Source organism: Allobranchiibius huperziae, assembly GCF_013410455.1.
Lineage (GTDB): Bacteria > Actinomycetota > Actinomycetes > Actinomycetales > Dermatophilaceae > Allobranchiibius > Allobranchiibius huperziae.
In genome coordinates, this window is the sequence record NZ_JACCFW010000001.1 from 3,215,244 (window position 1) to 3,236,729 (window position 21,486).

Here is a 21,486-nt window from a genome sequence, read left to right on the forward strand (position 1 = left end):
TCGTGCATTCGTGCGGCACTTCGGCCGCGGGCGTCCGGTATCTTCACGAAGACCGGCCCACACCGGACCGGTGTCGGGAGGGCCCATGAGCACCAGCGAACCGGGGCACGGCGCCACTCGCCGGCCGCCCACGACCGGCCCTCGACCCGGTTACGAGCGCAGCGCCGACGAATCCTTCCGTAGACGACTGCGCGATGTCCTCGGCCCCCGCAGCATCGGCGTGATCCTCGCCGTGCTGCTGGTCCAGCTGCTCTTCATCGCGTCGTACGTGGGCGCCTTTCACAAACCGCAGCCGCACGCGATCGCCGTCGATGTGGTGTCGAGCAACGGTTGGCAGGGCTACGTCGCGAACAAGCTGAACGCCATCGACGGCAGACCGGTCGCCGCCTACGCCTCGAGCGATCGCGCGGAGTCGACCAAGGAGCTGCGCGAGGGTCGGCGGCAAGCGGTCTACCTCTTCAACCCGAACTCGAAGCAGGACACTCTGCTGGTCAACTCGGCCGAGGGATCCTCGATCACCGCCGCCGTCAACGCCATCTTCTCCCAGGTCGCCTCGAGCCAGAACCGCACGCTGAAGACCCAGGACGTGGTGCCGGTCCAGGCCGGCGACAGCCGCGGGCTCACCAGCTTCTATCTCGTGGTCGGCTGGATGGTGGGCGGCTACCTGCTGGCATCGTTCCTCGGCATCCGCCGCGGCACCCGGGCACGCAATTTCCGCCGGATGCTGTGGCGGCTGGTGGGTTGCGCGGCGTACGCAGTCGCCTCCGGCATCGGCGGCGCGCTCGTGGTCGGGCCGATCATCGGCGCTCTGAACGGGCACTTCTGGGCTGTCGCCGGTGTCGGCATGCTGGTCTCGCTGACCGCCTCGGTCTTCACGATGGGGATGGAGGCACTCTTCGGGATCATCGGGATCGGCATCTCGATCCTGCTCTTCGTGGTGCTCGGCAACCCCAGCGCCGGAGGCGCCTACGGCTACGAACTGCTGCCCACCCTGTGGCGGGTCGTCGGGCGCTGGCTGCCGAACGGCGCGGGTGTCGACTCCGTCCGCAGCATCGTCTACCTGGGCGGCGACTCCCTGGGGCTGCACCTGCTCGTGCTCGTCTGGTGGCTGTTGCTCGGACTGCTGACCTTCTTCCTGGTCAGCAACAACACCTACTGGGGCTTCCGGCGCGAGGACCCTTCCCCAGAGGACCCTGCTGCCGGACCGTCAAAGATCTGATTGACGGGAGACGCGTATGCGCTCGTCACCAGCCACTACGGCGAAGGCGGCACACGTCCGGCCACTGAACCGGTCGGCACGGTTACAACCGTTGACCGACAAGCACTGCTCATGCGTAACAACAGCGGGGGCGCCGAAATGGTCACTCCGACCAGCGAGCCCGCGCGCACCATCACCATCGCGGGACACCAGTCGTTGCTCACCGCAGACGACCTCGCCGCGGCCGCCCAGCACGTCGACGACGTCATGTTCCGGATGCTCGAACCATCCGAGTGCAAGCGCGCGATGGCGTTTCCCGCCAAGTACCGGATGCTGGGCACCCGCCCACAACGGGTCCGCCTCGCAGGCAACGCCGTCGCCCCACCCGCAGCGCGCGACCTCATCGCGACCGCTGTCGAAGAGCTCGGCGGCGCCGCATGAACCCCCTGATGCGAGGCAACTTTCCACGAGGCGGAAGCGACCACAGCCTGACCCACGCATCAGCGTCACGACGATGCCGCGTGGGCGATCGACGCCAACGAATATGCAGCACAAGGTCCGACTGCGCTGCATTCTGGTTTTCTGGCCACACGAACACGAAGAGCACCTGGCCAGGTTCGATCCGAGGTACTGACTCCCAGGGGCACTTCACCTTCAGTAGTCGGATCAGGAGTCACTGGAACGGCTTTCGCGATCCCATCACCATCGAACACGACTCTTTTGGCAACACCGTCGCCATCATTCGCGACTGCAACTGTGAAGACGCGGCGATCCATGGTGACGTCAGCGAAGGTCACCACCTCGACTCGATTCTTGAAGGGAATCTGGGGCATCGAGTGGGAGCCGAGACCGAAGTCCGCCTCGCTTCGGTCGCGCCAGCGGAAAAGCCACGTCACCCCCAGCGCACTGAGTGACACTCCCGCGGCTACCCATGACGACACAGTCCCCGCATCCACGGACGCACCCTACTTGCGGGGCACAGAGAGAACTTGAGCTCGCAGGAGAGCACCGCGTGATGACGGCCGACCAGCCCGCACCACCAACACGCCGCCCCTACGCCGACGCCGCACCCACCTACTGGCGCAACGGGTGGCGCGGCATCCTCCCCGTCCCCGCACGCACCAAGCAGATCCGGGTCACCGGGTACACCGGCAACCACGGCGCCTGGCCCCAGCTACCCCGACGTCCAAACGTGGGTCGACGGCCCCGAAGGCGACGGCGACCTTGCCCTCCGCCTCCCCCCGAACGTCATCGGCATCGACGTCGACACATACGACGCCAAACCCGGCGGCCTCGTCTTCAACGCTCTCCAAGAGAAGCACGGCGAGCACCCGCCCCCCCCCCCCCCCCCCCCCCCGACGTAGCGCACCACCTCCCGTGACGACGGGACATCTGGGATCCGCCTGTATCGCATCCCCGAAGGGCTTCGCTGGCCCGGAATCCTCGGCCCCGGCATCGAAACCGTCCGCCACGGACACCGCTACGCCGATCACGCACCAAGCGATCACGTTTCCCTCCCCCCTGTAAGGAGGAGGGAACGGTCGCCCCCACCGCCAACCCCACCTTCTGCAAGCACTGCGGGGCAGACATCACCACCGCAGGCGAGCGAGCAGCGCAGCGCGGATACCGCTGCTACAACCGGGACCACCTCGCCGACGGAACCGAGCGTGACCTCTGATGCCCAAGCGCGAGGGCATGCCCCAGTGGCTGCAAACGCAGCTGATCGCCGACGGCACCATGACCGCCGCACGCATCACCCACCGCCACCAACAGCGCGCGTGCCCCAGCTGCCACTCCGCGCGCACTACCCCGATCCCCGCCTGGGAAGCCGCCGCCGTGTGGCTCGACCCCACACCCCTCGACTCGGGCGGCGAGCTCGCCGCCCTCATGGACGGGGCGACCACGTTCCACTTCTACCCCGACGAGGTAATCGAACGCCGTTTCGCCCACGACATCACAGACGCGCCAGCCTTGAGCGGAATCGTTCTAAGACCAAACATTTGCGGAAAACGCCAACTATCACAACCAACAAAAACAATCAGCACAACAGTTGACCCCCTTTCTGAACAGGAACAACACATGACCACCATCCTCGGTATCGATCCCAGCCTCACCCGCACCGCAGTCGCCGTCATCCAACCGGAAACGTGGCCTTGCGTGACTTCCCGACGAAAGGAGCCAAGGCCGACACCCTCACCGACCGGGCAAACGTCTCCAGCACATTGCCGCACCCATCTGTGACCTGGCCCGCGAATGCACACCCGACCCCATCGTGATAGAGGACCCCTCGTTCGGCCAACGAGCTCAGGCTGGCACCCACGACCGCGCCGGCCTGTGGTGGTGGCTGGTGCGCGACCTAACCGTCGGCTCCGTCTGGCGCGACCACCAGTTCCCCATCGTCGAGGTCCCACCAACCTGCCGGGCCATATATGCCACCGGCAAAGGCAACGCGGGCAAGGACGAAGTCATGCTCGCCGTCGCCCGCCGCTACATGAGCCTCGTTGACGTCGCAAATAACGATCAGGCCGACGCGCTCGTCCTCGCAGCCCTGGGCGCCCGCCAGCTCAGCCAACCCATCGACGACCTACCCCAGACCCACCCGCGAGCCATGATGAAGGTCAGCTGGCCCCCGACGTCGCACGACATCGCACCCACCGTCGGAGGCGCAGCATGACCGCGCTCACCTCACGCGGTAGCGGTCCTTGGTGCCCTCCGGGAACTTCCACTTCGGCACACGGTGCGACGGGTTCACCGAGCACTGCGCAACTTCGTCAGGCTCGCGCGATCCCGTCATCGGGTTCACGAACTCGCGCTCGATGCGGAGCATCGCCGCAGCACACTTCGGGCACTGCGCGTCGGTCACCCAGCGCTTCTCGCCAGTCTGAACAGGCATCTCAGACACCAATCTGTAGTGGGCCTCGGCTTCTCCTCAGCCCCTCACATTCAGTGTCGGAATGGCCGCTACTCCCCCGAGTGCATCGCCCAGCCCGTGCACGCCACGACGGTCGACCCGGCCCATGCGTCGACGGACGGACGTTCGGTCAGCGCACCACGCGCGGGGAGCATGCCCTGGTGCGCCGACCGACCCGGCGAGTTACTCGGTCGGACGCTGCAGGTAGTCGTCCCGCACGTGACGATCGTCGACTCGACAGCATGTCTGCGCGGAGAGCCGGTTCGTGCTGCTGTCCTTCGATGCGACGATCAGCAGTCTCTGGCGGCAGCCTTCCTCTGGGCACCGGACGTCGGTCTCGTGCCGGGCGATCTCTTCGCTGTGGTCCATCTCGTCCTCTCGACTGGGGATCCTCTTCTGGGTTCCCTCACCCCTTCAGAGGAGTTCCGGACGGTTCGACAGGACGGCGCTGCTGTGACCGGCACTCCGTGCCCGAGGTGTGGCCAGGTCCACCCCCGCTGCACCGCGCACAACCGCGCAGGTCAGCCCTGCGGGGGGGGTACCCATGCGCGGCCAAGGCGTGTGTCGCATGCACGGCGGCTCCACACCCACCCATCGTGCCGCCGGCGAACGCCGCGTCGCCGAACAGCAAGCCGCGCGCCTCGCCGCACGGTTCGTCACCCGCAAAGACATCCACCCCGCCGACGCCCTCCTTGTGCTCGTGCAGTGGACCGCCGGCGAGGTCGACTACTGGCGCGCCCAGGTCAATGCCCTCGCCGACGAGCACCTCGCGGGCAACCTCACCACCAAGACCGAGACCGGCACCGACAAGGGTCAAGCCACAGACCTGCGGACCACCGAGGCCGCTACCCACATCGCCGTACGCCTCCTCGCTGAAGCGTCCGACAGGCTCGCCAGGTACGCCGCGGCCGCGCTGAAGGCCGGTGTCGACGAACGCCGCGTCCGCATCACCGAATCCCAGGGCCAACTGTGGGTCTCGCAATCCGGCGGATCCTCGATGCCCTCGACCTGTCACCCACCCAGCAGACTGCGGATCCGCCTCGAGGACGAGATCGCCTCCTGCGTGGAGTGCCACACCGTGTGAGACAACACCCCCGGCGCCGAGCCCTACACATACGCCCGGCTCGTCCTGTGGGTCGAGTGGGCCGCCGAGCACCTCACCGGACCCCGGCACTGGCTCACCGACGACGGCTACCCGGTCGAGTGCACCGAATGCCTCAGCACCCGGCAGCAGGTGGCCGAGCGGCACGCGCCGGCCGGTACCGGTTGCCGGGTGTGCAACGCGCGCACCGTGAGGCGTCCTGACATTGGGCATCGGCACCGCTCAAACTAAGCGTGCTGCCACCAGTGTCTTCGGACCCAGGTGGCGTTTCTCATATCCGTGGTGAGCTTCGGCATGATGAGCCGCATGAAGCTACTTCGCCTGCACATCGTGGTCGATGGCCACGAATTCGCATCCAGGATGTTCAACGGAGATCCCCAGGAAGTCCTGGCATACGGCATCCATTAGACGATCGTGCGGCGGGCAACTCAGGACCGGGGAGTTGTGGGGCTGCTGGTCGACGAGGACCGGACTGTCTACTTCAAGGAAGAGCGCATGTCGGCGTGGTGGGTCGAAGACGCGGAATAAGGGACTCCCGGCTGAGGCGCTGCTGCTTGGCCGTACTCCGGGCACCCTCGCCGTGTCGGTTGTCGCTACTAGCCTTGCACCATGAGCGAAGATTCCACGGGTGAGGCTGAAAGCTCCCAGGATCAACCCGATGGGTGGTCGCCAGAGATCCTTGAAGCCTTCAAGCAGATCAAACAAAGCAACGAGGCGTTTCGGGAGGCGGCCCAGCGCCCTTTCGAGCAAGCAAGGGAAACGCGAGAGCGGCTGCAGCGGATGATGTCGCCGCCACAAGTTATGCCCGTAGCGCGGCTTGACACTCCCAAGATCCATGTTGCCAAGAACCCCCTCATAAGCCCGATGGGTGAGCTTGTGAAGCTGAGTGCCTCGTTACTGGACGAACAGCAGCAAATGCGAACCGAAGCCGCCGCGCGGGACAGAGCTTCGATCAAGTTGAACCGCTCGATCCTTGGCGTAGCCGTCGCCACGCTTGTCGCGTCTGTTCTGGTTCCGTTTCTCATCCTGTGGTTGTCGAACTGACCGGAGCGCCTGATGGCTGACCTCGACTGGGTCGATGCCGCAGCCCGAATGTTCGAACCACCGCGCCGCCGCTGGGAAACGCCCGGCGACGTGGCCGCGCATCTGAACCCCAAGACGGTCCGCACCCCATCGCTGGACCTGATCGACGACGAACTGGTCAGGGCAGCGAACACCCCCGGCTCCCGCCTCATCGTGTGCATGGCGCCGCAGGAGGGCAAGTCTGTCCGGGTCGCTGGCGATTTCCCTACATGGTTGCTCACCCAAAACGCCGACCTTCGGATCGTCACTGCGTCTTATGCGCAGTCGCTGGCCGACCGCAACGGTTGCGCGATCCGCCGCCGCATTACCGACAACGCCGACGACCTTGGCCTGCGTATCGCCCCCGACAATGGGTCCGTCGCTGAGTGGACCTCGACAACCACGAGGGCGGCGTCCTGTCTGTCGGCGCCGGTGTCACCGGTCGCCCCGCGGACCTGCTCATCATCGATGGCCCCATTGAGGACCGCGCCCAGGCCGACTCGGCCCTGTACCGCGACAACGTGTGGGACTGGTGGACCGACGCCGCGTCCGCGCGCCTCGCACCCGGCGCGCCGGTCATCCTGATCCTGACCCGCCTGCACCACGACGACCTCGCCGGTCGCCTGACGGACCGCGACAAGGACGTCGGGTGGAGGATGCTGAACATCCCCGCCCAGGCCGACCACAACCCCGACAAGGGCGTCAGGCCCCGCAGCACAGGCCGCCTTCATCCTCCTGGCCCAACCGGGCGAGCAAGGTGGCGGTGATGTGGTCGAGCTGAGCGATCTCCTGCGGGCTGAGGACGTCGAACATCGCGGCCCGCACCTCGCGGACATGACCGGGGGCAGCGCCCTCCAGCGCGGTGAGGCCGGCGGGGGTGAGCGCGACGAAGGCACCGCGCCGATCCTGCGCGCACTCCTCGCGGGTCACCAGGTCGCGCTTCTCCATCCGCGTGAGGTGGTGGGACAGGCGACTGCGCTCCCACTTGATGCTGTCGGCGAGCGCCACCACCCGCATCCGGCGTTCGGGGGTCTCACTGAGCGTCACGAGCACCTCGAAATCCGGCAGCGAGAGCCGCGACTCCTCCTGCATCTGACGCGCCAGGTGGGCCTGGAGGCGCGAATTGGTCTGCAACCACTGGCGCCACACGCGCTGTTCCTCGTCGTCGAGCCATCTCACACCTGAAGTCATGCAGGCCACTCTACCTGGATAGTTGACACATCACCCAATCTTGAGGAAAGTTGTCCCCAGCACGTCATCCATACGTGAACATCTCGCAGAGGAGCACCCATGAGCACCGCCCTGAAGGACCTGAACGGCACCTACACCATCGACCCCGCGCACTCCGAGCTCGGTTTCGTCGCCCGCCACGCGATGGTCACCAAGGTCCGCGGCTCGTTCAAGGACATCGAGGGGACCGCCACGTCCGGTGCCGGCCTGTCCGACGCGAAGATCGACATCACCATCCAGGTCGCCAGCGTCGACACCCGTGATGAGAACCGCGACGGCCACCTGCGCACCGGAGACTTCTTCGAGGTCGAGAAGTTCCCCACCATGACCTTCCACTCCACCGACGTCACGGCGGTCGACGACGACACCCTGCGCGTGGTCGGCGACCTGACCATCAAGGAGACCACCAAGTCGGTCACCATCGACTTCGACTACAACGGCTCGGCCACGGACCCGTTCGGCAACGAGCGCGTCGGCTTCGAGGGCTCGACCACCATCACCCGCTCGGACTACGGCATCAACTTCAACGCCGCGCTCGAGACCGGCGGCGTGCTCGTCTCCGACAAGATCACCCTGCAGATCGAGATCTCGGCCATCAAGCAGGCCTGAGTTCGACCCTGCTCGACTCAGAACGGAGGGGTACGCACGGCGTACCCCTCCGTTCTGCACACTCCGCGGAATCGTGGGGGCCGGATCAGTAGAGCCCGGAGCTGTACCCGGCGACCTGCTCGCTCTCGGTCTCCCGGATGAACTCATCGAGGGAGCGGGACGCACGACTCGACCCCGGCCCGTCGACGGCTTCCGGCGCCCAGCCGTCCGGATGCCAGATACCCGAGCGCACCAGCGACTTCGCGCAGTGTCCGAAGACCTCCTCGACCTGCACGACGGCAGCCAGCACCGGCCGGCTGCCGCGCACCGTCAACCGGTCGAACCACGGTGCGTCGCTGACGAGCTGCGCGCGACCGTTGACCCGCAACGTGTCGCTGCGCCCCGGGACCAGGAAGATCATCCCTACGTGCGGGTTGGCGAGGATGTTGTGATAGCCGTCCACTCTTCTGTTTCCTGGGCGTTCAGCGATGGCGACGGTGCGCCGGTCGATCACGTGGACCAGCGAGCCGGCCGGATCACCCTTCGGCGAGGCGTCGCACCGACCGTCGGCATCGCTGGTCGCGAGCACACAGAACGGCGATGCCGCCAGCCATCGCAGGTCGGCGTCGGTCAACTCCGTGCGCACCTTGTGACGCGTGCGCTCCGAGGGTCGGCCGATGAGAGCCTCGAGCGCATCGGGAGTGGCTACTCGCGCAGACAGCGGATCCATCCGCCGATTATCGCGCCCCGCGCGCGACCGCACCATGACGGCGTTCGCGTTCGTCGACGGCGTTCGAACACCGTCGACCGTCGCGAACGCCGTCAGCGCGTCACGCGTCGACACCCCAGATCTTCGCCATCTCCAGGAAGTTGCGGGCCTCGGCGTGCCGCGACTGGCGCTGCAGCGTGCGCCCGAGCAGCAGCGCGGCGTACCCCTCGGTGGGGGCGACGGCGAGCACGGCGCGCGCCTCACGTTCGGCGTTGGCCAGCTGCGCGGAGTGGAAGTAGGACCGGGCCAGCAGCAGGCGCGCGTCCGTCGTGCCGTGCGTCACGTCCGAGTGGTCGAGCAGCTTCTCCAGCACCAGGGCGGCCTCGGCGTAGTCCTTCTGCTCGTAGAGACTCTCGGCGTACTGCAGCTGGGAGTAGTCGGGACTGTGCATCTGGGACATCGGTGGCCTCCTGCCTCGATTGTGCAACGCGGACGCGCCGGCGTGCTCACCCCCGCTGCGGTTCGACGCGCGGGGCGGCGGCATCGGCCACCCGCACCACGGCCACGTCCTGACCCTCCACAACGATCGTGGCCTCGATCTTCATCCCACTGCGCAGCGATCGGGCGATGAAGCATTCGCGATGGGCGATCTCGACGAGGCGCTGCAGCTGATCGGTCCTGCTGCCGGCGGCGAGTTCGATGCGGGGCCGCAGTTGGATCAGCTCCACCCACGCCGGGCCGTCGCCCTGTGTCATCAACCCGGCCGCGTCGTCGTCGTACGCGAGGACGTCGAGCCGCGCGCGGGCGGCCACGGCGAGGAAGGACAGCAGCTGACAGCTGCTGGCCGCCATCACGAGCAACTGCTCGGGGTTGCGGGAGGCCGGATCGCCGCCGAAGTGGGGGTCGCTGCTCATCCGCAGCGACTCGCCCGCGACCACGACCTCGTGCTCGCGCGGGTAGCGGTCGTACCCGACCCCGGTCGACCCCGACCAGCGGAGGCGCGCGGCGTACCGGTGCTCGATCACCATCGCCCCAGGTTAGGTGCGCCACGCGGGCGAGCGATGCCCTAGGCCGTCGGCTGGGCCCGCTCGTGGGTGGGTTCGACCTCGATCGGCAGCGGCTCGGTGGCGGAGTCCGGATCGATGCGCGCCAGGATCCGGCCGAGCGAGGCGTGCAGTGCCTGCACATCGCCGGGCTCGAGCGGGTCGAAGACGGCGGCGCGCACCGTCTGCACGTGCAGCGGGGCCGCGCTGATCGTCAGGTCCAGACCGGCATCCGTGAGCCGGACCAGCGTCCCCCGCCCGTCGTCCGGGTCGGGCAGTCGAGCGAGCAGCCCACGCTGCTCCAGCCGGCGTACGACGTTGGACAGTCGGGTCGCGGAGGAGTTGACGACCCGCGCGAGATCGCTGGCCCGCAGGGTGCGGGACCGGCGCTCGGACAGCATGGCCAGCACCATGTACTCGAAGTAGCTGACGCCGGCATCGCGGCCGAGCTGGGCGTCGAGCACGGTGGGGAGTTTCACCACGATGCGCACGATGTTGAGCCACGCCGCGCGCTCCTCATCGTCCAACCAGCGGATGTCCTCGTCAGGTGCCATCCCTCTATGGTATTTTATTCAAGCTTGAACTTTATCAATCGGAGGATCTGTGGACGCCCCTGACCTTCCCGGCGCGGCATTCGACCGATTCCTGGTCTCCACCGCCCCTCGCAGCCGGGACCGCCGGCCCTGGACGACGGCGGACGGAGCGATGCCCGCGCTCTACCTCAGCCATGGCGCGCCCCCTCTCTTCGACAACGCGCGATGGATCGACCAGCTCTTCGCCTGGGCGCAGGCGCTGCCGACCCCACGCGCCATCCTCATCGTGAGCGCGCACTGGGAGTCCGCCCCGCTCACCATCTCGGCCAGCGCGGCCGACACCCCGCTGGTCTACGACTTCGGCGGTTTCGCGCAGCGGTTCTTCCAGATGACCTACGCGACGCCGGACGCGAGCGAACTGGGCGCGAAGGTCGCGTCGCTGATGCCCGACACCGAGCCGGTGCACCAGGACACCCGCCGCGGCCTGGACCACGGGGCATGGGTGCCGTTGAAGGTGATGTACCCCGACGGCGACGTCCCCGTCTTGCAGATGTCGATGCCGACGCACGACCCTCAGCGGCTGATGGATCTGGGCGCGCGCCTGCGCCCGCTGCGCGAGGAGGGCGTGCTCGTCATCGGATCCGGGTTCATGACGCACGGCCTGCCCTACCTGACCCGCGAGGCGTTCTTCGACAACCAGGTGCCGAGCTGGTCGCGAGACTTCGACGAGTGGGCCGCCGACGCGCTGGCACACGGCGACGTGGACCTGCTCTCGGCGTACCGCGACCGGGCGCCCGGCCTGCGGTTCGCCCACCCCACGGTCGAGCACTACACCCCGCTCTTCGTCACTCTCGGCGCCGCGACCGCAGCCGACGCACCTGTGCAGACCACGATCGAGGGCTACGAGTTCGGCCTCTCGAAGCGCTCGTTCCAGGTCGCCTGACCCGCCCGACGAACGTGCGGCTCAGGCGCCCTTGATCCGGGCGAGCAGCGCGTCGCCGACCGGCACACCGAGACCGGTGCAGGCGTCCCAGCCGCGCTTGGCCTGGTAGGCGCCGTTCTTGCCGCTGGTGATGTCTCTGAAGCCCTCCGGCACGACGCCCGCGACCGCACCGGTGTAGAGCGTGGTGTGGACGTCGGTGAAGCGGCGTCCGGTCGCTTGCACCAGGCGTGCCGTGAGCGCTGCCCAGAGCGGTGCGACAGCACTCGTGCCACCGATCACGGTGTCGGTGCCGTCGATCCGCACCTGGTAGCCCGTGGCCGGGTCGGCGACGCCGGCGACATCGGGTACGCCGCGTCCGGCACCCCCGCCCTTGCGAGCCGGAACGCCCACGTTCGCCTGGTACGCCGGCACCGGGAACGCGTCCGAGACACCGCCACCGGTGGCGCCACGTCCTGCCCCGTTGTTCCACACCGTCTCCGAACTGACCGTGGTGTCGGTCGCCTGCAGCGACGTGCCCCCGCAGGACAGGGCGTTCGGACTGGAGCTCGGGAAGTCACAGTGCACCCCCACCCCGCTGTCGGAGGATCCGCTGTCACCCGCGGCCGTGGTGACGACCACTCCGAGCGCCCCCGCGTCGGCGAAGGCGGCGTCCATGGCCGTCCTCGCCTGCGCGGTCCACTGATCCTCGCTCTGACCCCAGCTGATGCTGACCGCCGCGGGCGCGGGTGACGCGTGCACGGCCTCCGTGACGGCGTCGAGGAAGCCGGCGTCGGTGTTGGGGGCGAAGTAGACCCTGATCTGCGATTTCGGTGCCAGCGCGCCGACGACCTCGATGTCGAGCAGCACCTCGCCGTCCGGCCCGTTGGCGTCGCCGGTCGGTGCGTTCTCGGCCCCGTCGACCCCCACCGCGGTCACCGCGGGTGAGCCGACCCCGAGCTTGGTGAAGTAGGCGTCGAGGTCGTCCTGCTGGTAGCCGCCGCCCAACTCGATGATGGCGACCACCTGATCGGTGCCATCGGTGCCCGCCGGGAAGTGGTAGATCTCCCCGAGCTGGATCGGTGTGTACGACGTCGCTGCCGCGCTGGCGTGCACGAACCGCTCGCGCGCCTGGTCACGATCGTCCAGACCCAGCACCGCGATCACCGCTCCGCCGAAGCCCGTCGGCACGGACAGCTCACCGGTGCGCATCCGGAACGACCCGCTGTCGCCGCGCGCCTGGGTCAGTTCGACGCCGAAGAGCTTCTTCAGCACCGCGTACGTGCCCCGCACCATCACACGGCGACCGGCGGGATCCTCCGAGAGCACTTGCGCACCGGCGTCGGTCACGACCGAACGGACGGCCTGCAGATCGGCCGGGTCGGCGCCGTACCGCTCGCCGAGCTCGGCCGCGTCGATCGGATCGGAGGCATGGCCCGCGGCCGGTAGTTCAGCGCGTCGACGCAGCACCAACGTCACGTCGATCTGCTGGTCGTCCGGGACCGGACCGGACGTCGTCACCCCTTCGACGGCATCTCGTCCGCTGCCCTGCACCGTCGACCGGTCACCGGATTGGTTCGCCATAGCGCCCTCCACAGTCATGAGATCGAGCTACTCATAGTGCCCCCGATCACCGACAACGGGTGGACGTTTCGTCAGCTTCTACCGGTGTTCACGACCGGTCAGTTCCGCTCAACCGGTGCTGCCGGCGCCGGTGTCGGCGTCAGCGGTCACCTTGGTCGCGACGTGCACCACCACCCCGCGCTCGCGGAAGGCGGCGACGACGGCGCGATCCGCTCGCCAGTCCGTCACGAGGTGGGTGATCCGGTCGGTGTCCAGCGTCCGGCACATGGTGTCGACGCCCAGCTTCGTGTGGTCGGCGAGTACGACGGCCTCGGAGGCGGCGCTCACGATCGCCCGGTCCGAGCTCGCCACCTGCACGTTCGGGGTCGACAGGCCGTGGTCGACGCTCAGACCGTTGCCCGAGAGGAAGGCCCGGTGCAGACGCAGATCGGCCAGACTGCGCTCCGTCTCGGCGCCCACCAGGGCGAACGTCGAGCCGCGCAACGTCCCGCCGGTGACGATGACCTCGACCGAGCTTCCGGCCAGCTTCTCTGCAACCAGAAGGGAATTGGTCACCACCGTCAGGTCGCGGAAGCCGGTGAGCTGCTGCGCGAACGCCTGCGTCGTGCTCCCCGCACCGAGCAGGATCGCGTCGCCCTCCTGCACCAGACCCGCCGCCGCGACGGCGATGGCGACCTTCTCGTCGGCAGCGACCGACGACTTCTGCAGATAGGACAGCTCGTGGGTCAGACCCCCGGGGAGGACGGCACCGCCGTGGCTGCGGTTGAGCAGGTTCTCCTGCTCCAGGGACCGCAGGTCCCGCCGGATGGTGACCTCCGAGGAGCCCGTCGTCTCGACCAGCGCCCGTAGGGAGACCACCCCCCGGGACCGCACGATCTCCAGGATGGCTGCGCGCCGTTCGGCTGCGATCACTGCCCTTCACCACCTCTCGGACGCTGGATGAGCCGAACGCTACCGGAATTCGGGCGAAAGATGGTTCTTGATCGTATTCGATCGCAATGAAAACACCGCTTCTGCCGCCGAGCGACGCCTGTGTAGCGAGCTGAGGCGACATTGTGGCACTGATTCGCATCGTTAGGTGATCGTTATTGACCGCTCTCGTTCGGGCGAGTTAGATGAGGCTCACGCCGCGACGTGACGGCGATCACAGTGGAAGAGGTGTGCACGATGGTTCGACTGGATGGACGCGGCCCACGGAATCTGAGGTCGGCAGGGGTGGCGGCGGTGGCAGCGGCGTTGGTCCTCGGCACCGCCGGCTGCACGAAGAGCAGCAGCTCGGGGAACTCCTCCTCGGCGAGTGGCGGGAGCAGTAGCAGCGGATCGTCGTCCTCGAGCAGCAACGGAGGTCAGCAGCAGGTCCAGACACAGGCCGGCGGGTCCGGCCCCACCTGCACCTACACCAAGTACGGCGCCCCCAAGCTCGACCTGAAGGGCGTGACGGTGGGCTTCTCGCAGTCGGAGTCGACCAGCAACCCCTTCCGGGCGACGGAGACCAAGTCGATCACCGACGAGGCCAAGACCCTCGGCATCAAGCTGATCCAGCGCAACGCCAACGCCAACGTGTCGCAACAGAACACCGACATCCAGGACATGATCTCCCAGGGCGCCAAGGTGCTGATCGTGGCGCCGGAGAACTCCGACGGGCTCACCCCGGCGCTCTCGGCGGCCAAGGCCAAGCACATCCCGGTCCTCACCATCGACCGCACGGTCAAGGGCACCGCCTGCAGCGACTTCATCGGCTTCATCGGGTCCAACTTCTACAAGCAGGCCCAGATCGCGGCCGACGACCTCGCCGGCGGGATGGGCGGCAAGGGGCAGGTCGCCGTACTGCAGGGCACCTCGGGCAACAACGTCGCGACCGACCGCACCAACGGCTTCACCAGCCAGATCAAGGCCAAGTACCCGAACATCTCGATCGTCGCGTCCCAGACCGCCAACTTCGACCAGGCCACCGGGCAGAAGGTGATGGAGCAGATCCTGCAGAGTCACCCGAAGCTGACCGGGGTCTACGCCGAGAACGACACGATGGCCCTCGGAGCGATCCAGGCCATCCGTGCCGCGGGCAAGACGCCCGGTAAGGACATCAAGGTCGTCGCGATCGACGGCACGCAGCAGTGCGTGCAGGACGTCGCGAACGGCGTGATGGTCGCCGACGTCGAGACCAACCCGCGCTTCGGGCCGCTGGCGTTCGACGCGCTGCAGAAGTTCTACACCTCGGCCGGCGTCGCGACGAAGGTCATCATCGCCGACCACCACTTCACCAAGGACAACGCGAAGGCCGCGCTCTCCAACGGCGACGTGTACTGATCCTCGACCACGGAGGCGATGGGGCGAGGGACCCTGAGGTGCCCCGCCCCATCGCTGCTCGAAAGGCCCTGATGTCCGACTCTTCCGGTGTCGTGCTCCGCCTGGACGGCGTCAGCAAGTCCTTCCCCGGCGTACGCGCGTTGCGTGACGTCTCCCTCGAACTGCGGGCGGGCGAGGTGCACGCGCTCGTCGGTGAGAACGGCGCGGGCAAGTCCACGCTCATCAAGATCTCGACCGGGGTCTACACCGCTGACGAGGGCGAGGTGCGGCTGCTCGACGAGCCCGTCAGCTTCACCGACCCGTTGCAGGCCCAGGCGGCCGGCATCTCGACCATCTACCAAGAGGTCAACCTCATCCCGCTGATGAGCGTGGCCCGCAACCTCTACCTCGGCCGCGAACCACGCCGCTTCGGCCTGGTCGACACGGCCCGGATGAACCGCGACGCCCGAGCCCGGCTGCGGGAGTTCGGCATCGACGTCAATCCCGCGCGACCGCTGCGTTCACTGGCGCTCGGCGCCCAGCAGATGGTCGCGATCGCCCGAGCCGTGGAGATCGACGCCCGGGTCGTCATCATGGACGAGCCCACGTCGTCGCTGGAGAAGCGCGAGGTCGAGACGCTCTTCACCGTCATCCAGCGCCTCGCTGCATCCGGGATCGCGATCCTCTACGTGAGCCACCGGATGGAGGAGCTCTACCGGGTCTGCGACCGGGTGACCGTCATGCGCGACGGGCAGGTCGTCGGCTCCAGCGCGATGGAGGACATCGACCGGCTGCAGCTGGTCTCGATGATGCTGGGACGCGACGCGAGCGATCTGCGCCAACACGGCAGCACCGCGTTCGCCGAGGACCGCGACGTCGAGGACGACGTCGTCCTGCACACACAGGGGCTGAACGTGCGCCACACGCTGGAGGACGTGTCGCTCGACATACGCCGCGGCGAGGTGGTCGGGCTGGGCGGGCTGCTCGGCGCCGGCCGCAGCGAGACCGCCCGGGCGATCGTCGGCGCCCTGCACGCCGAGTCCGGAGAGGTCGCCGTCAACGGCAAGCGCCTCCGGCGTCGTTCGCCCGCCGCCGCGATCCGCGCGGGTATCGCGCTGCTGCCCGAGGACCGCAAACTCGACGGCATCGTGCCCGGCCTGTCGGTGCGGGAGAACATCGTGCTCGCAGCCCTGCCGCGGCTGTCCCGGTTGGGACTGGTGCAGCGCTCCAAACAGGATGAGATCGTCTCGTTCTTCATCGACCGGCTACAGATCAAGGTCTCCAGTCCCTCCCAACGGGTCTCGGACCTGTCCGGCGGCAACCAGCAGAAGGTGCTGCTCGCCCGCTGGCTGTGCCTGCACCCCAAGGCCCTGCTCCTGGACGAGCCGACCCGCGGGATCGACGTCGGTGCCAAGGCCGAGGTGCAGGGGCTCATCGAGGAGCTCGCCCAGGACGGCCTCGCGGTGCTGCTCATCTCCTCCGACCTGGAGGAGCTGATCGAAGGCTCGGACCGCATCGTGGTGCTGCGCGAGGGCAAGGTCGTGGACAACCTGAGCGGTGACGCCGTCACCGACGACAACCTCATGCAGGCGCTGGCCGCCGACCCCTCCATCTCCGACGACGTGCAACCGGCGAAGGACCCCTCATGACCGCCACCCTGACCTCGACGAAGGCCGAGCAGCCCGTGGGGCGCCGGCGCTGGGCGGCGCCGGTCGCCAAGTACGCCGTCTACGCCGGCATCGTCGTCCTCATCGCCGTCAACGCCGTGATGAGCTCCTCCTTCCTCAGCCTGGACAACCTGCGCGTGCAGCTCTACCAGGCCGTCCCGGTGCTGATCGTCGCGCTCGGCATGGCGCTGGTGATCGGCACCGAGGGCATCGACCTGTCGGTGGGAGGCGTCATCGCCCTCACATCCGCGGTGCTGCCGCTCTACCTCGGGTACGGCGTCTGGGTCTCGATCGCCCTGGCGATCCTGGCCGGCGGCGTCTGCGGCGCGATCTCGGGAAGTCTGGTCGCCTTCGCCCGCGTGCAACCGATCGTCGCCACGCTGTCGTTGATGATCGGGCTACGCGGGCTCGCAGTGATCATGAACGGCGCCACGGCCAAACCCCTCAACGACCCCACCCTGCTCAACCTCGGCCTCACCGGATGGCTGGGGCTGCCGCAGATGGCGTACATCGGCGCCGGGCTCGTGGCGATCATCGCCTTCGTGGTCCGACGCACGACGCTGGGCCGCAACCTGGTGGCCGTCGGCGACAACGCGTCGGCAAGCTTCCTCGCCGGGCTGCCCGTGCGTCGCATCCTGCTGTCGGTCTACGTGATGTCGGGCATGCTCGCCGCCGTCGCCGGTGTCCTGATCGCGGGGCACGGGGCCTACGCCGACCCGGCCAACTATGGGCTCAACTACGAGCTGCTCGCGATCACCGCGGTCGTCGTCGGCGGAACTCCGTTGAGCGGCGGTCAGATCAGGGTGATCGGCACGGTCGCCGGCACGATCTTCATGCAGCTCGTCTCCGCGACGCTGATCCAGAACAACGTCAAGAACTCCTACGAGCAGATGATCGAGGCCGTCATCATCTGCATCGCCGTCTTCATCGCCCGGGAGAGTGCGAACCGATGAGCAGCCAGATGACCGCGCCCGCCGAGGATATGGCCGGTGGCGGGGTGACGGAGACCCCGCGCGAGCGGGTGTTCGCGCTGCTGCAGCGCCAGGGCGGCCCGGTCGTCCTGGTGCTCGTGGTGCTGCTGGCCTGCATCTTCTCCTCGGGCTTCGCCTCGAGCGGCAACTTCTCGACCATCCTGGTCGGCAACGCGTACGTCTCCCTGCTGGCACTCGCCGAGACCTTCGTCATCATCTCCGGCGGCATCGACCTGTCCGTCGGATCGATGTTCGCGCTCGGCGGGGTGCTCGCGGCCTGGGGGATGAACCACGGCGGCAGCGGCGTGGCGGTGCTCCTGCCGATCGTGGTCGGCCTGGTCATCGGCGTCATCCAGGGGTCGCTCATCGCGTACGCGCGGCTCGCGCCCTTCATCGTCACCCTGGCCGGACTGCTCTTCGCCCGCGGCCTGCTGCAGGCCATCAGCAACGAGGGGTCGACGACCTACCTGGTGCCCGGTCACTCCGTCTTCGCCTTCCTGGGCGACGGCACGTGGCGGCCGATCCTGACCGCTGTCGCCTTCTTCGCGATCGCCGCGGTGGTACTGGTGCGCACTCGTTTCGGGCAGGCGCTCTTCGCCATCGGCGGCAGCGAGAACGCGGCGCTGCTGATGGGCGTGCGGGTGCGCCGCACGAAGGTGCTCGTCTACATGCTGTCCGGGACGCTCGCCGCGGTCGCCGGGATGCTCAACGCCTCGCGGCTGCAGTCCGGGGTGACGAACATCGGGGTCGGTTACGAGCTCACCGCGATCGCCGCGGTGGTGATCGGCGGCACGATCCTGACCGGCGGTTCGGGATCCATGTACGGCACCGCGGCGGGTGTTCTGCTGCTCGCGGTCATCCAGAACCTCATCGGCGTGCACCTGTCCCAGTACGGTTCGTCGGCCTCGGACCTGGTCAACGGCGCGTTCCTGGCCGTGGTCGTGGTGCTGCAGTCGTTCCTGGCCCGGCGTCGGGCTTTGTAGGGGACTCCGCGACCGGTCAGCCGCCCACCGGCATCGGCGCGGCCGCTTCCCGCACGACCCGGTAGCGCACGAACGCCGGCACCAGCAGCGCCGCGGCGATCACGAGGATCACCACCAGCACCCCACCTCCCGCGGCGGCAGCCGACGTGCCGACGAGGGCCGCGGCCCCGCCGTGCGCGACGTCGGCCAACCGCGGTCCACCCGCGACGACGACGGTGAAGACTCCCTGCAGCCGCCCGCGCACATCGTCGCTGGCTGCGCTCTGCAGCATCGTCGAGCGGAACGCCGCGGACGCCATGTCGGCGGCGCCGGACACGGCGAGCGCCACGAGCGCGACGATCAACAGCACCCCGGCGTGGCTGCCGTGCGCGAAGCCGACGGCCACCCCGAAGACCACGATCCCGAGGCCCCAGACCACGATCGCGACGATGACGGCGTAGCCCTGGCGCTCGGTGCGCGAGACCCACCCGGAGAAGACACCGCCGAGGACGGCGCCCGCGGGGATGGCCGCGAACAGCAGCGCGAAGACCAGCCCACCCTCGGCCGGACCGCCGAACGACTCGTGGGCGATCTGCGGGAAGAGCGCGCGCGGCATACCGAAGAGCATCGCGATGATGTCCACGAGGAAGGACATGAGCAGCACCTTGTGGTTGCGCAGGTAGGCGAATCCGTCGAGGACCGAACGCAGTCCGGCCTTGGGCGCGTTGCCGTCCGGCGGGAGCGGGGGCAGCGCGATGACGGCCCACAGGGTGGCGACCAGGGACAGGGTGTCGAGCAGGTAGAGCCAGGAGAAGCCGAAGACCGGCAGCAGCGCACCACCGACGAGGGGACCGGCGATCGCGCCGAACTGCATCACCGTCATGTTCAGCGAGTTGGCCGCCGGGAGCTCCTCCTCGGGCAGGATGCGCGGGAGCACGGCCGATCGCGTCGGCTGGTTCACCGCGAAGAACGACTGCTGCACCGAGAAAAGCACGAGCAGCACCCACACGTTGTGCAGGCCCATCAGCGCCTGCACCCAGAAGAGGCCGCTGCTCAGGATCAGGCCGACCGTGGTGATGCGCAGCAGTGTCCGCCGGTCCATCACGTCGGCGAGCGAGCCGCCGTACAGTCCGAACACCACCAGTGGGACGAGCCCGAAGACCCCGGTCAGACCGACGTACGCCGAGCTGCGGGTCAGCTCGTAGATCTGCGCGGGGACCGCGACGACCGTCAACTGGGCGCCGATCAGCGTGACGATGCCCGCGGTCCAGAGCCGACGGAACTCCGGTGTGCGCAGTGGCCTCGTGTCGGCCATCAGGGCGCGCATGTTCGCCACGGACCCTCCTCGTCTCTCTTCTGCCATAGCCAATCTATGTGGCCGGTCCGGCGAAGGCTCATCGTGTCCACCGTGGGCCTAGATTGACCTCTCGTGATTGATCCCCGTCGTACGCCCGAGCGCTCGATGCGCCGATGGCCGATCTCGGTCGCCGTGGCTCTGGCGCTCGCCCTGCAGCTCTTCCTGCCCCGGCAGGCGTCGATCGGTCCGGCCTGGCTGATGCCGGTGGCGCAGGCGCTGCTGCTCCTGCCGCTCGTGCTGTCCGATCCGGTGCGGCTGCGGCAGGAGGACACCACGTGGCGGCGGGCCTCGCTGTGTTCCGCGCTCGGCGTCCTGGTCGTCAACGCGCTCGACCTCGCGCATCTGATCATCGCGATCGCGACGGGCGGCAAGGTGTCCGCCCGCGAGATGATCGTCGCTGCGGTCGTCATCGAGGTCACGAACATCGTTGCGAACACAGCGATCTTCTGGGAAATCGACCGCGGCGGGCCGTTCGCCCGCAACCCCGAGCACCCGCACCCGCCCGAGCACCCGGATCTGCTCTTCCCCCAGATGTCCGATGTGAACGACACGTCGTTCCTCACCTGCTTCACCGACTACCTCTTCACCGCGTTCACGCTCGCCACGGCGTTCAGCCCGACCGACACGATGCCCGTCAGCCCGCGCAGCAAGATGCTCTTCATGCTGGGCGGGACGGTGTCGGTGCTGTCCGTCACCCTGGTCGCGGCCCGCGCGGTCAACCTCTTCTGACCCGCGGCATCCCAACCGCTCGAGCGTCCCGTACGTCGTATCGGACAGAACCGCGGCGGGGAGCCGCGGGCTGTCACAGGGGGTAGAACATGTCCACTTCACGTCGCTTCGCACTGTCAGCCGCTGCGGGGATCGTCGCCGCGAGCGGGGTGATCGCCGCGGCGTCCGCCGGTATGGCGGCCACGCCGAGCCTCGCGTCCACCTCCGCCGCCGGCGGATCGCACCTGAGCGTCACCCCGCACATCCACATCTCCGGAACGACGCTGACGATCGACGCGACATTGAAGGGACAGGTGCACTCGCCGAGTGCGGACTACGCCATGGCGGACCTCGGCGGCTACAACGTCGTGATCGACGGGAAGTCCGTGGGCGGCGCCGACCCCGGCGACCTGCAATGCCACGGCTCGGATCCGCTGGTGCCCGTGTCTTTCACTACGCACCCCATCTCAGTAGCGGTCAGCCGGGGCACGCACGTCGTCACGGTGAGCGAGACCTTCTGCGGCGGGGACAGCACCTTCCACACGGCGGTCGCCACTCGTTCGGTGGGCGTGCGCGAGAGCAGCCCGCCCTCCGCGCAGCCGCCCACGCCGTCCCCGGTCACCGCCCGCGTCGTCGTCACCGGCTGACACCGTTCC

24 protein-coding genes are annotated in these 21,486 nt (G+C 68.2%); 15 read left to right on the top strand and 9 right to left on the bottom strand.

The annotated features are described in order from the left end of the window. Nucleotides 1-85 precede the first annotated feature (85 nt). The 4 genes from HNR15_RS15285 (at nucleotide 86) to HNR15_RS15300 (ending at nucleotide 3,872) form a co-directional block, all read left to right on the top strand. Complete coding sequence (locus HNR15_RS15285; protein ID WP_179483175.1) at nucleotides 86-1,219, top strand: ABC transporter permease; 1,134 nt, start codon at nucleotides 86-88, stop codon at nucleotides 1,217-1,219. 111 nt (nucleotides 1,220-1,330) lie between these two features. Beyond that, on the top strand, nucleotides 1,331-1,639 hold the full coding sequence (locus HNR15_RS15290) for a DNA cytosine methyltransferase (RefSeq protein WP_179483176.1): 309 nt from the start codon (nucleotides 1,331-1,333) through the stop codon (nucleotides 1,637-1,639). 1,236 nt (nucleotides 1,640-2,875) lie between these two features. Then, the gene (locus HNR15_RS15295) at nucleotides 2,876-3,439 is read left to right on the top strand and encodes a hypothetical protein (RefSeq protein WP_179483177.1); all 564 of its coding nucleotides are present in this window, start codon (nucleotides 2,876-2,878) and stop codon (nucleotides 3,437-3,439) included. A 106-nt stretch (nucleotides 3,440-3,545) separates the two neighbouring features. Then, nucleotides 3,546-3,872: a hypothetical protein gene (locus tag HNR15_RS15300; RefSeq protein WP_179483178.1), complete on the top strand. Its 327-nt coding sequence runs from the start codon at nucleotides 3,546-3,548 to the stop codon at nucleotides 3,870-3,872. Between the two features lie 6 nt (nucleotides 3,873-3,878). Here the strand turns inward: HNR15_RS15300 and HNR15_RS15305 are convergent, their stop codons facing one another. Then, on the bottom strand, nucleotides 3,879-4,061 hold the full coding sequence (locus tag HNR15_RS15305) for a hypothetical protein (protein ID WP_179483179.1): 183 nt from the start codon (nucleotides 4,059-4,061) through the stop codon (nucleotides 3,879-3,881). A gap of 616 nt (nucleotides 4,062-4,677) precedes the next feature. On the opposite strand from HNR15_RS15305, the gene HNR15_RS15310 reads away from it, so the two are divergent. The 3 genes from HNR15_RS15310 to HNR15_RS15320 all read left to right on the top strand — a co-directional run bounded on the left by HNR15_RS15310 (nucleotide 4,678) and on the right by HNR15_RS15320 (nucleotide 6,858). Beyond that, on the top strand, nucleotides 4,678-5,193 hold the full coding sequence (locus tag HNR15_RS15310) for a hypothetical protein (RefSeq protein WP_179483180.1): 516 nt from the start codon (nucleotides 4,678-4,680) through the stop codon (nucleotides 5,191-5,193). 627 nt (nucleotides 5,194-5,820) lie between these two features. Beyond that, nucleotides 5,821-6,255: a hypothetical protein gene (locus HNR15_RS15315; protein ID WP_179483181.1), complete on the top strand. Its 435-nt coding sequence runs from the start codon at nucleotides 5,821-5,823 to the stop codon at nucleotides 6,253-6,255. Nucleotides 6,256-6,267: 12 nt separating this feature from the next. Further along, the gene (locus HNR15_RS15320; protein WP_179483182.1) at nucleotides 6,268-6,858 is read left to right on the top strand and encodes a hypothetical protein; all 591 of its coding nucleotides are present in this window, start codon (nucleotides 6,268-6,270) and stop codon (nucleotides 6,856-6,858) included. Nucleotides 6,859-6,975: 117 nt separating this feature from the next. On the opposite strand, the gene HNR15_RS15325 is transcribed toward HNR15_RS15320, so the two are convergent. Further along, complete coding sequence (locus HNR15_RS15325) at nucleotides 6,976-7,464, bottom strand: MarR family winged helix-turn-helix transcriptional regulator (protein ID WP_179483183.1); 489 nt, start codon at nucleotides 7,462-7,464, stop codon at nucleotides 6,976-6,978. A 99-nt stretch (nucleotides 7,465-7,563) separates the two neighbouring features. Between HNR15_RS15325 and HNR15_RS15330 the strand changes: the two genes are divergently transcribed. Next, nucleotides 7,564-8,112: a YceI family protein gene (locus tag HNR15_RS15330; protein WP_179483184.1), complete on the top strand. Its 549-nt coding sequence runs from the start codon at nucleotides 7,564-7,566 to the stop codon at nucleotides 8,110-8,112. 85 nt (nucleotides 8,113-8,197) lie between these two features. Here the strand turns inward: HNR15_RS15330 and HNR15_RS15335 are convergent, their stop codons facing one another. The 4 genes from HNR15_RS15335 to HNR15_RS15350 form a co-directional block, all read right to left on the bottom strand. Further along, nucleotides 8,198-8,821 carry an MSMEG_1061 family FMN-dependent PPOX-type flavoprotein gene (locus HNR15_RS15335; protein WP_179483185.1) on the bottom strand — a complete coding sequence of 208 codons (624 nt, stop codon included), beginning with the start codon at nucleotides 8,819-8,821 and terminating at the stop codon, nucleotides 8,198-8,200. A 100-nt stretch (nucleotides 8,822-8,921) separates the two neighbouring features. Further along, a complete protein-coding gene (locus tag HNR15_RS15340) occupies nucleotides 8,922-9,260 on the bottom strand; it encodes a tetratricopeptide repeat protein (RefSeq protein WP_179483186.1) in 339 nt (112 codons plus the stop codon). A gap of 46 nt (nucleotides 9,261-9,306) precedes the next feature. Then, a complete protein-coding gene (locus HNR15_RS15345; protein WP_179483187.1) occupies nucleotides 9,307-9,828 on the bottom strand; it encodes an OsmC family protein in 522 nt (173 codons plus the stop codon). Nucleotides 9,829-9,866: 38 nt separating this feature from the next. Next, nucleotides 9,867-10,397: a MarR family winged helix-turn-helix transcriptional regulator gene (locus tag HNR15_RS15350; protein WP_179483188.1), complete on the bottom strand. Its 531-nt coding sequence runs from the start codon at nucleotides 10,395-10,397 to the stop codon at nucleotides 9,867-9,869. Nucleotides 10,398-10,446: 49 nt separating this feature from the next. Here HNR15_RS15350 and HNR15_RS15355 point away from each other — a divergent pair, with 49 nt between their 5' ends. Next, on the top strand, nucleotides 10,447-11,319 hold the full coding sequence (locus HNR15_RS15355; RefSeq protein WP_343048558.1) for a dioxygenase family protein: 873 nt from the start codon (nucleotides 10,447-10,449) through the stop codon (nucleotides 11,317-11,319). A 21-nt stretch (nucleotides 11,320-11,340) separates the two neighbouring features. Here HNR15_RS15355 and HNR15_RS15360 read toward each other — a convergent pair whose 3' ends face one another. Further along, complete coding sequence (locus tag HNR15_RS15360) at nucleotides 11,341-12,879, bottom strand: S53 family peptidase (protein WP_179483189.1); 1,539 nt, start codon at nucleotides 12,877-12,879, stop codon at nucleotides 11,341-11,343. Nucleotides 12,880-12,987: 108 nt separating this feature from the next. Continuing rightward, nucleotides 12,988-13,791, bottom strand: coding sequence for a DeoR family transcriptional regulator (locus HNR15_RS15365; RefSeq protein WP_179483190.1), 804 nt, complete (start codon nucleotides 13,789-13,791; stop codon nucleotides 12,988-12,990). A 312-nt stretch (nucleotides 13,792-14,103) separates the two neighbouring features. Between HNR15_RS15365 and HNR15_RS15370 the strand changes: the two genes are divergently transcribed. The 4 genes from HNR15_RS15370 to HNR15_RS15385 all read left to right on the top strand — a co-directional run bounded on the left by HNR15_RS15370 (nucleotide 14,104) and on the right by HNR15_RS15385 (nucleotide 18,786). After that, nucleotides 14,104-15,186 carry an ABC transporter substrate-binding protein gene (locus HNR15_RS15370; RefSeq protein ID WP_208052626.1) on the top strand — a complete coding sequence of 361 codons (1,083 nt, stop codon included), beginning with the start codon at nucleotides 14,104-14,106 and terminating at the stop codon, nucleotides 15,184-15,186. A 71-nt stretch (nucleotides 15,187-15,257) separates the two neighbouring features. Further along, nucleotides 15,258-16,814: a sugar ABC transporter ATP-binding protein gene (locus HNR15_RS15375; protein ID WP_179483192.1), complete on the top strand. Its 1,557-nt coding sequence runs from the start codon at nucleotides 15,258-15,260 to the stop codon at nucleotides 16,812-16,814. After that, nucleotides 16,811-17,785, top strand: a complete 975-nt coding sequence (locus tag HNR15_RS15380; protein WP_179483193.1) for an ABC transporter permease — start codon at nucleotides 16,811-16,813, stop codon at nucleotides 17,783-17,785. Before HNR15_RS15375 ends, HNR15_RS15380 begins: the two co-directional genes overlap by 4 nt. Then, nucleotides 17,782-18,786 carry an ABC transporter permease gene (locus HNR15_RS15385; RefSeq protein ID WP_233766051.1) on the top strand — a complete coding sequence of 335 codons (1,005 nt, stop codon included), beginning with the start codon at nucleotides 17,782-17,784 and terminating at the stop codon, nucleotides 18,784-18,786. Before HNR15_RS15380 ends, HNR15_RS15385 begins: the two co-directional genes overlap by 4 nt. 16 nt (nucleotides 18,787-18,802) lie before the next feature. On the opposite strand, the gene HNR15_RS15390 is transcribed toward HNR15_RS15385, so the two are convergent. Further along, nucleotides 18,803-20,092 carry an MFS transporter gene (locus HNR15_RS15390; protein ID WP_179483808.1) on the bottom strand — a complete coding sequence of 430 codons (1,290 nt, stop codon included), beginning with the start codon at nucleotides 20,090-20,092 and terminating at the stop codon, nucleotides 18,803-18,805. A 102-nt stretch (nucleotides 20,093-20,194) separates the two neighbouring features. Here HNR15_RS15390 and HNR15_RS15395 point away from each other — a divergent pair, with 102 nt between their 5' ends. After that, nucleotides 20,195-20,851: a hypothetical protein gene (locus tag HNR15_RS15395; RefSeq protein ID WP_179483194.1), complete on the top strand. Its 657-nt coding sequence runs from the start codon at nucleotides 20,195-20,197 to the stop codon at nucleotides 20,849-20,851. Nucleotides 20,852-20,940: 89 nt separating this feature from the next. Then, the gene (locus HNR15_RS15400; protein WP_179483195.1) at nucleotides 20,941-21,477 is read left to right on the top strand and encodes a hypothetical protein; all 537 of its coding nucleotides are present in this window, start codon (nucleotides 20,941-20,943) and stop codon (nucleotides 21,475-21,477) included. Nucleotides 21,478-21,486 lie beyond the last annotated feature (9 nt).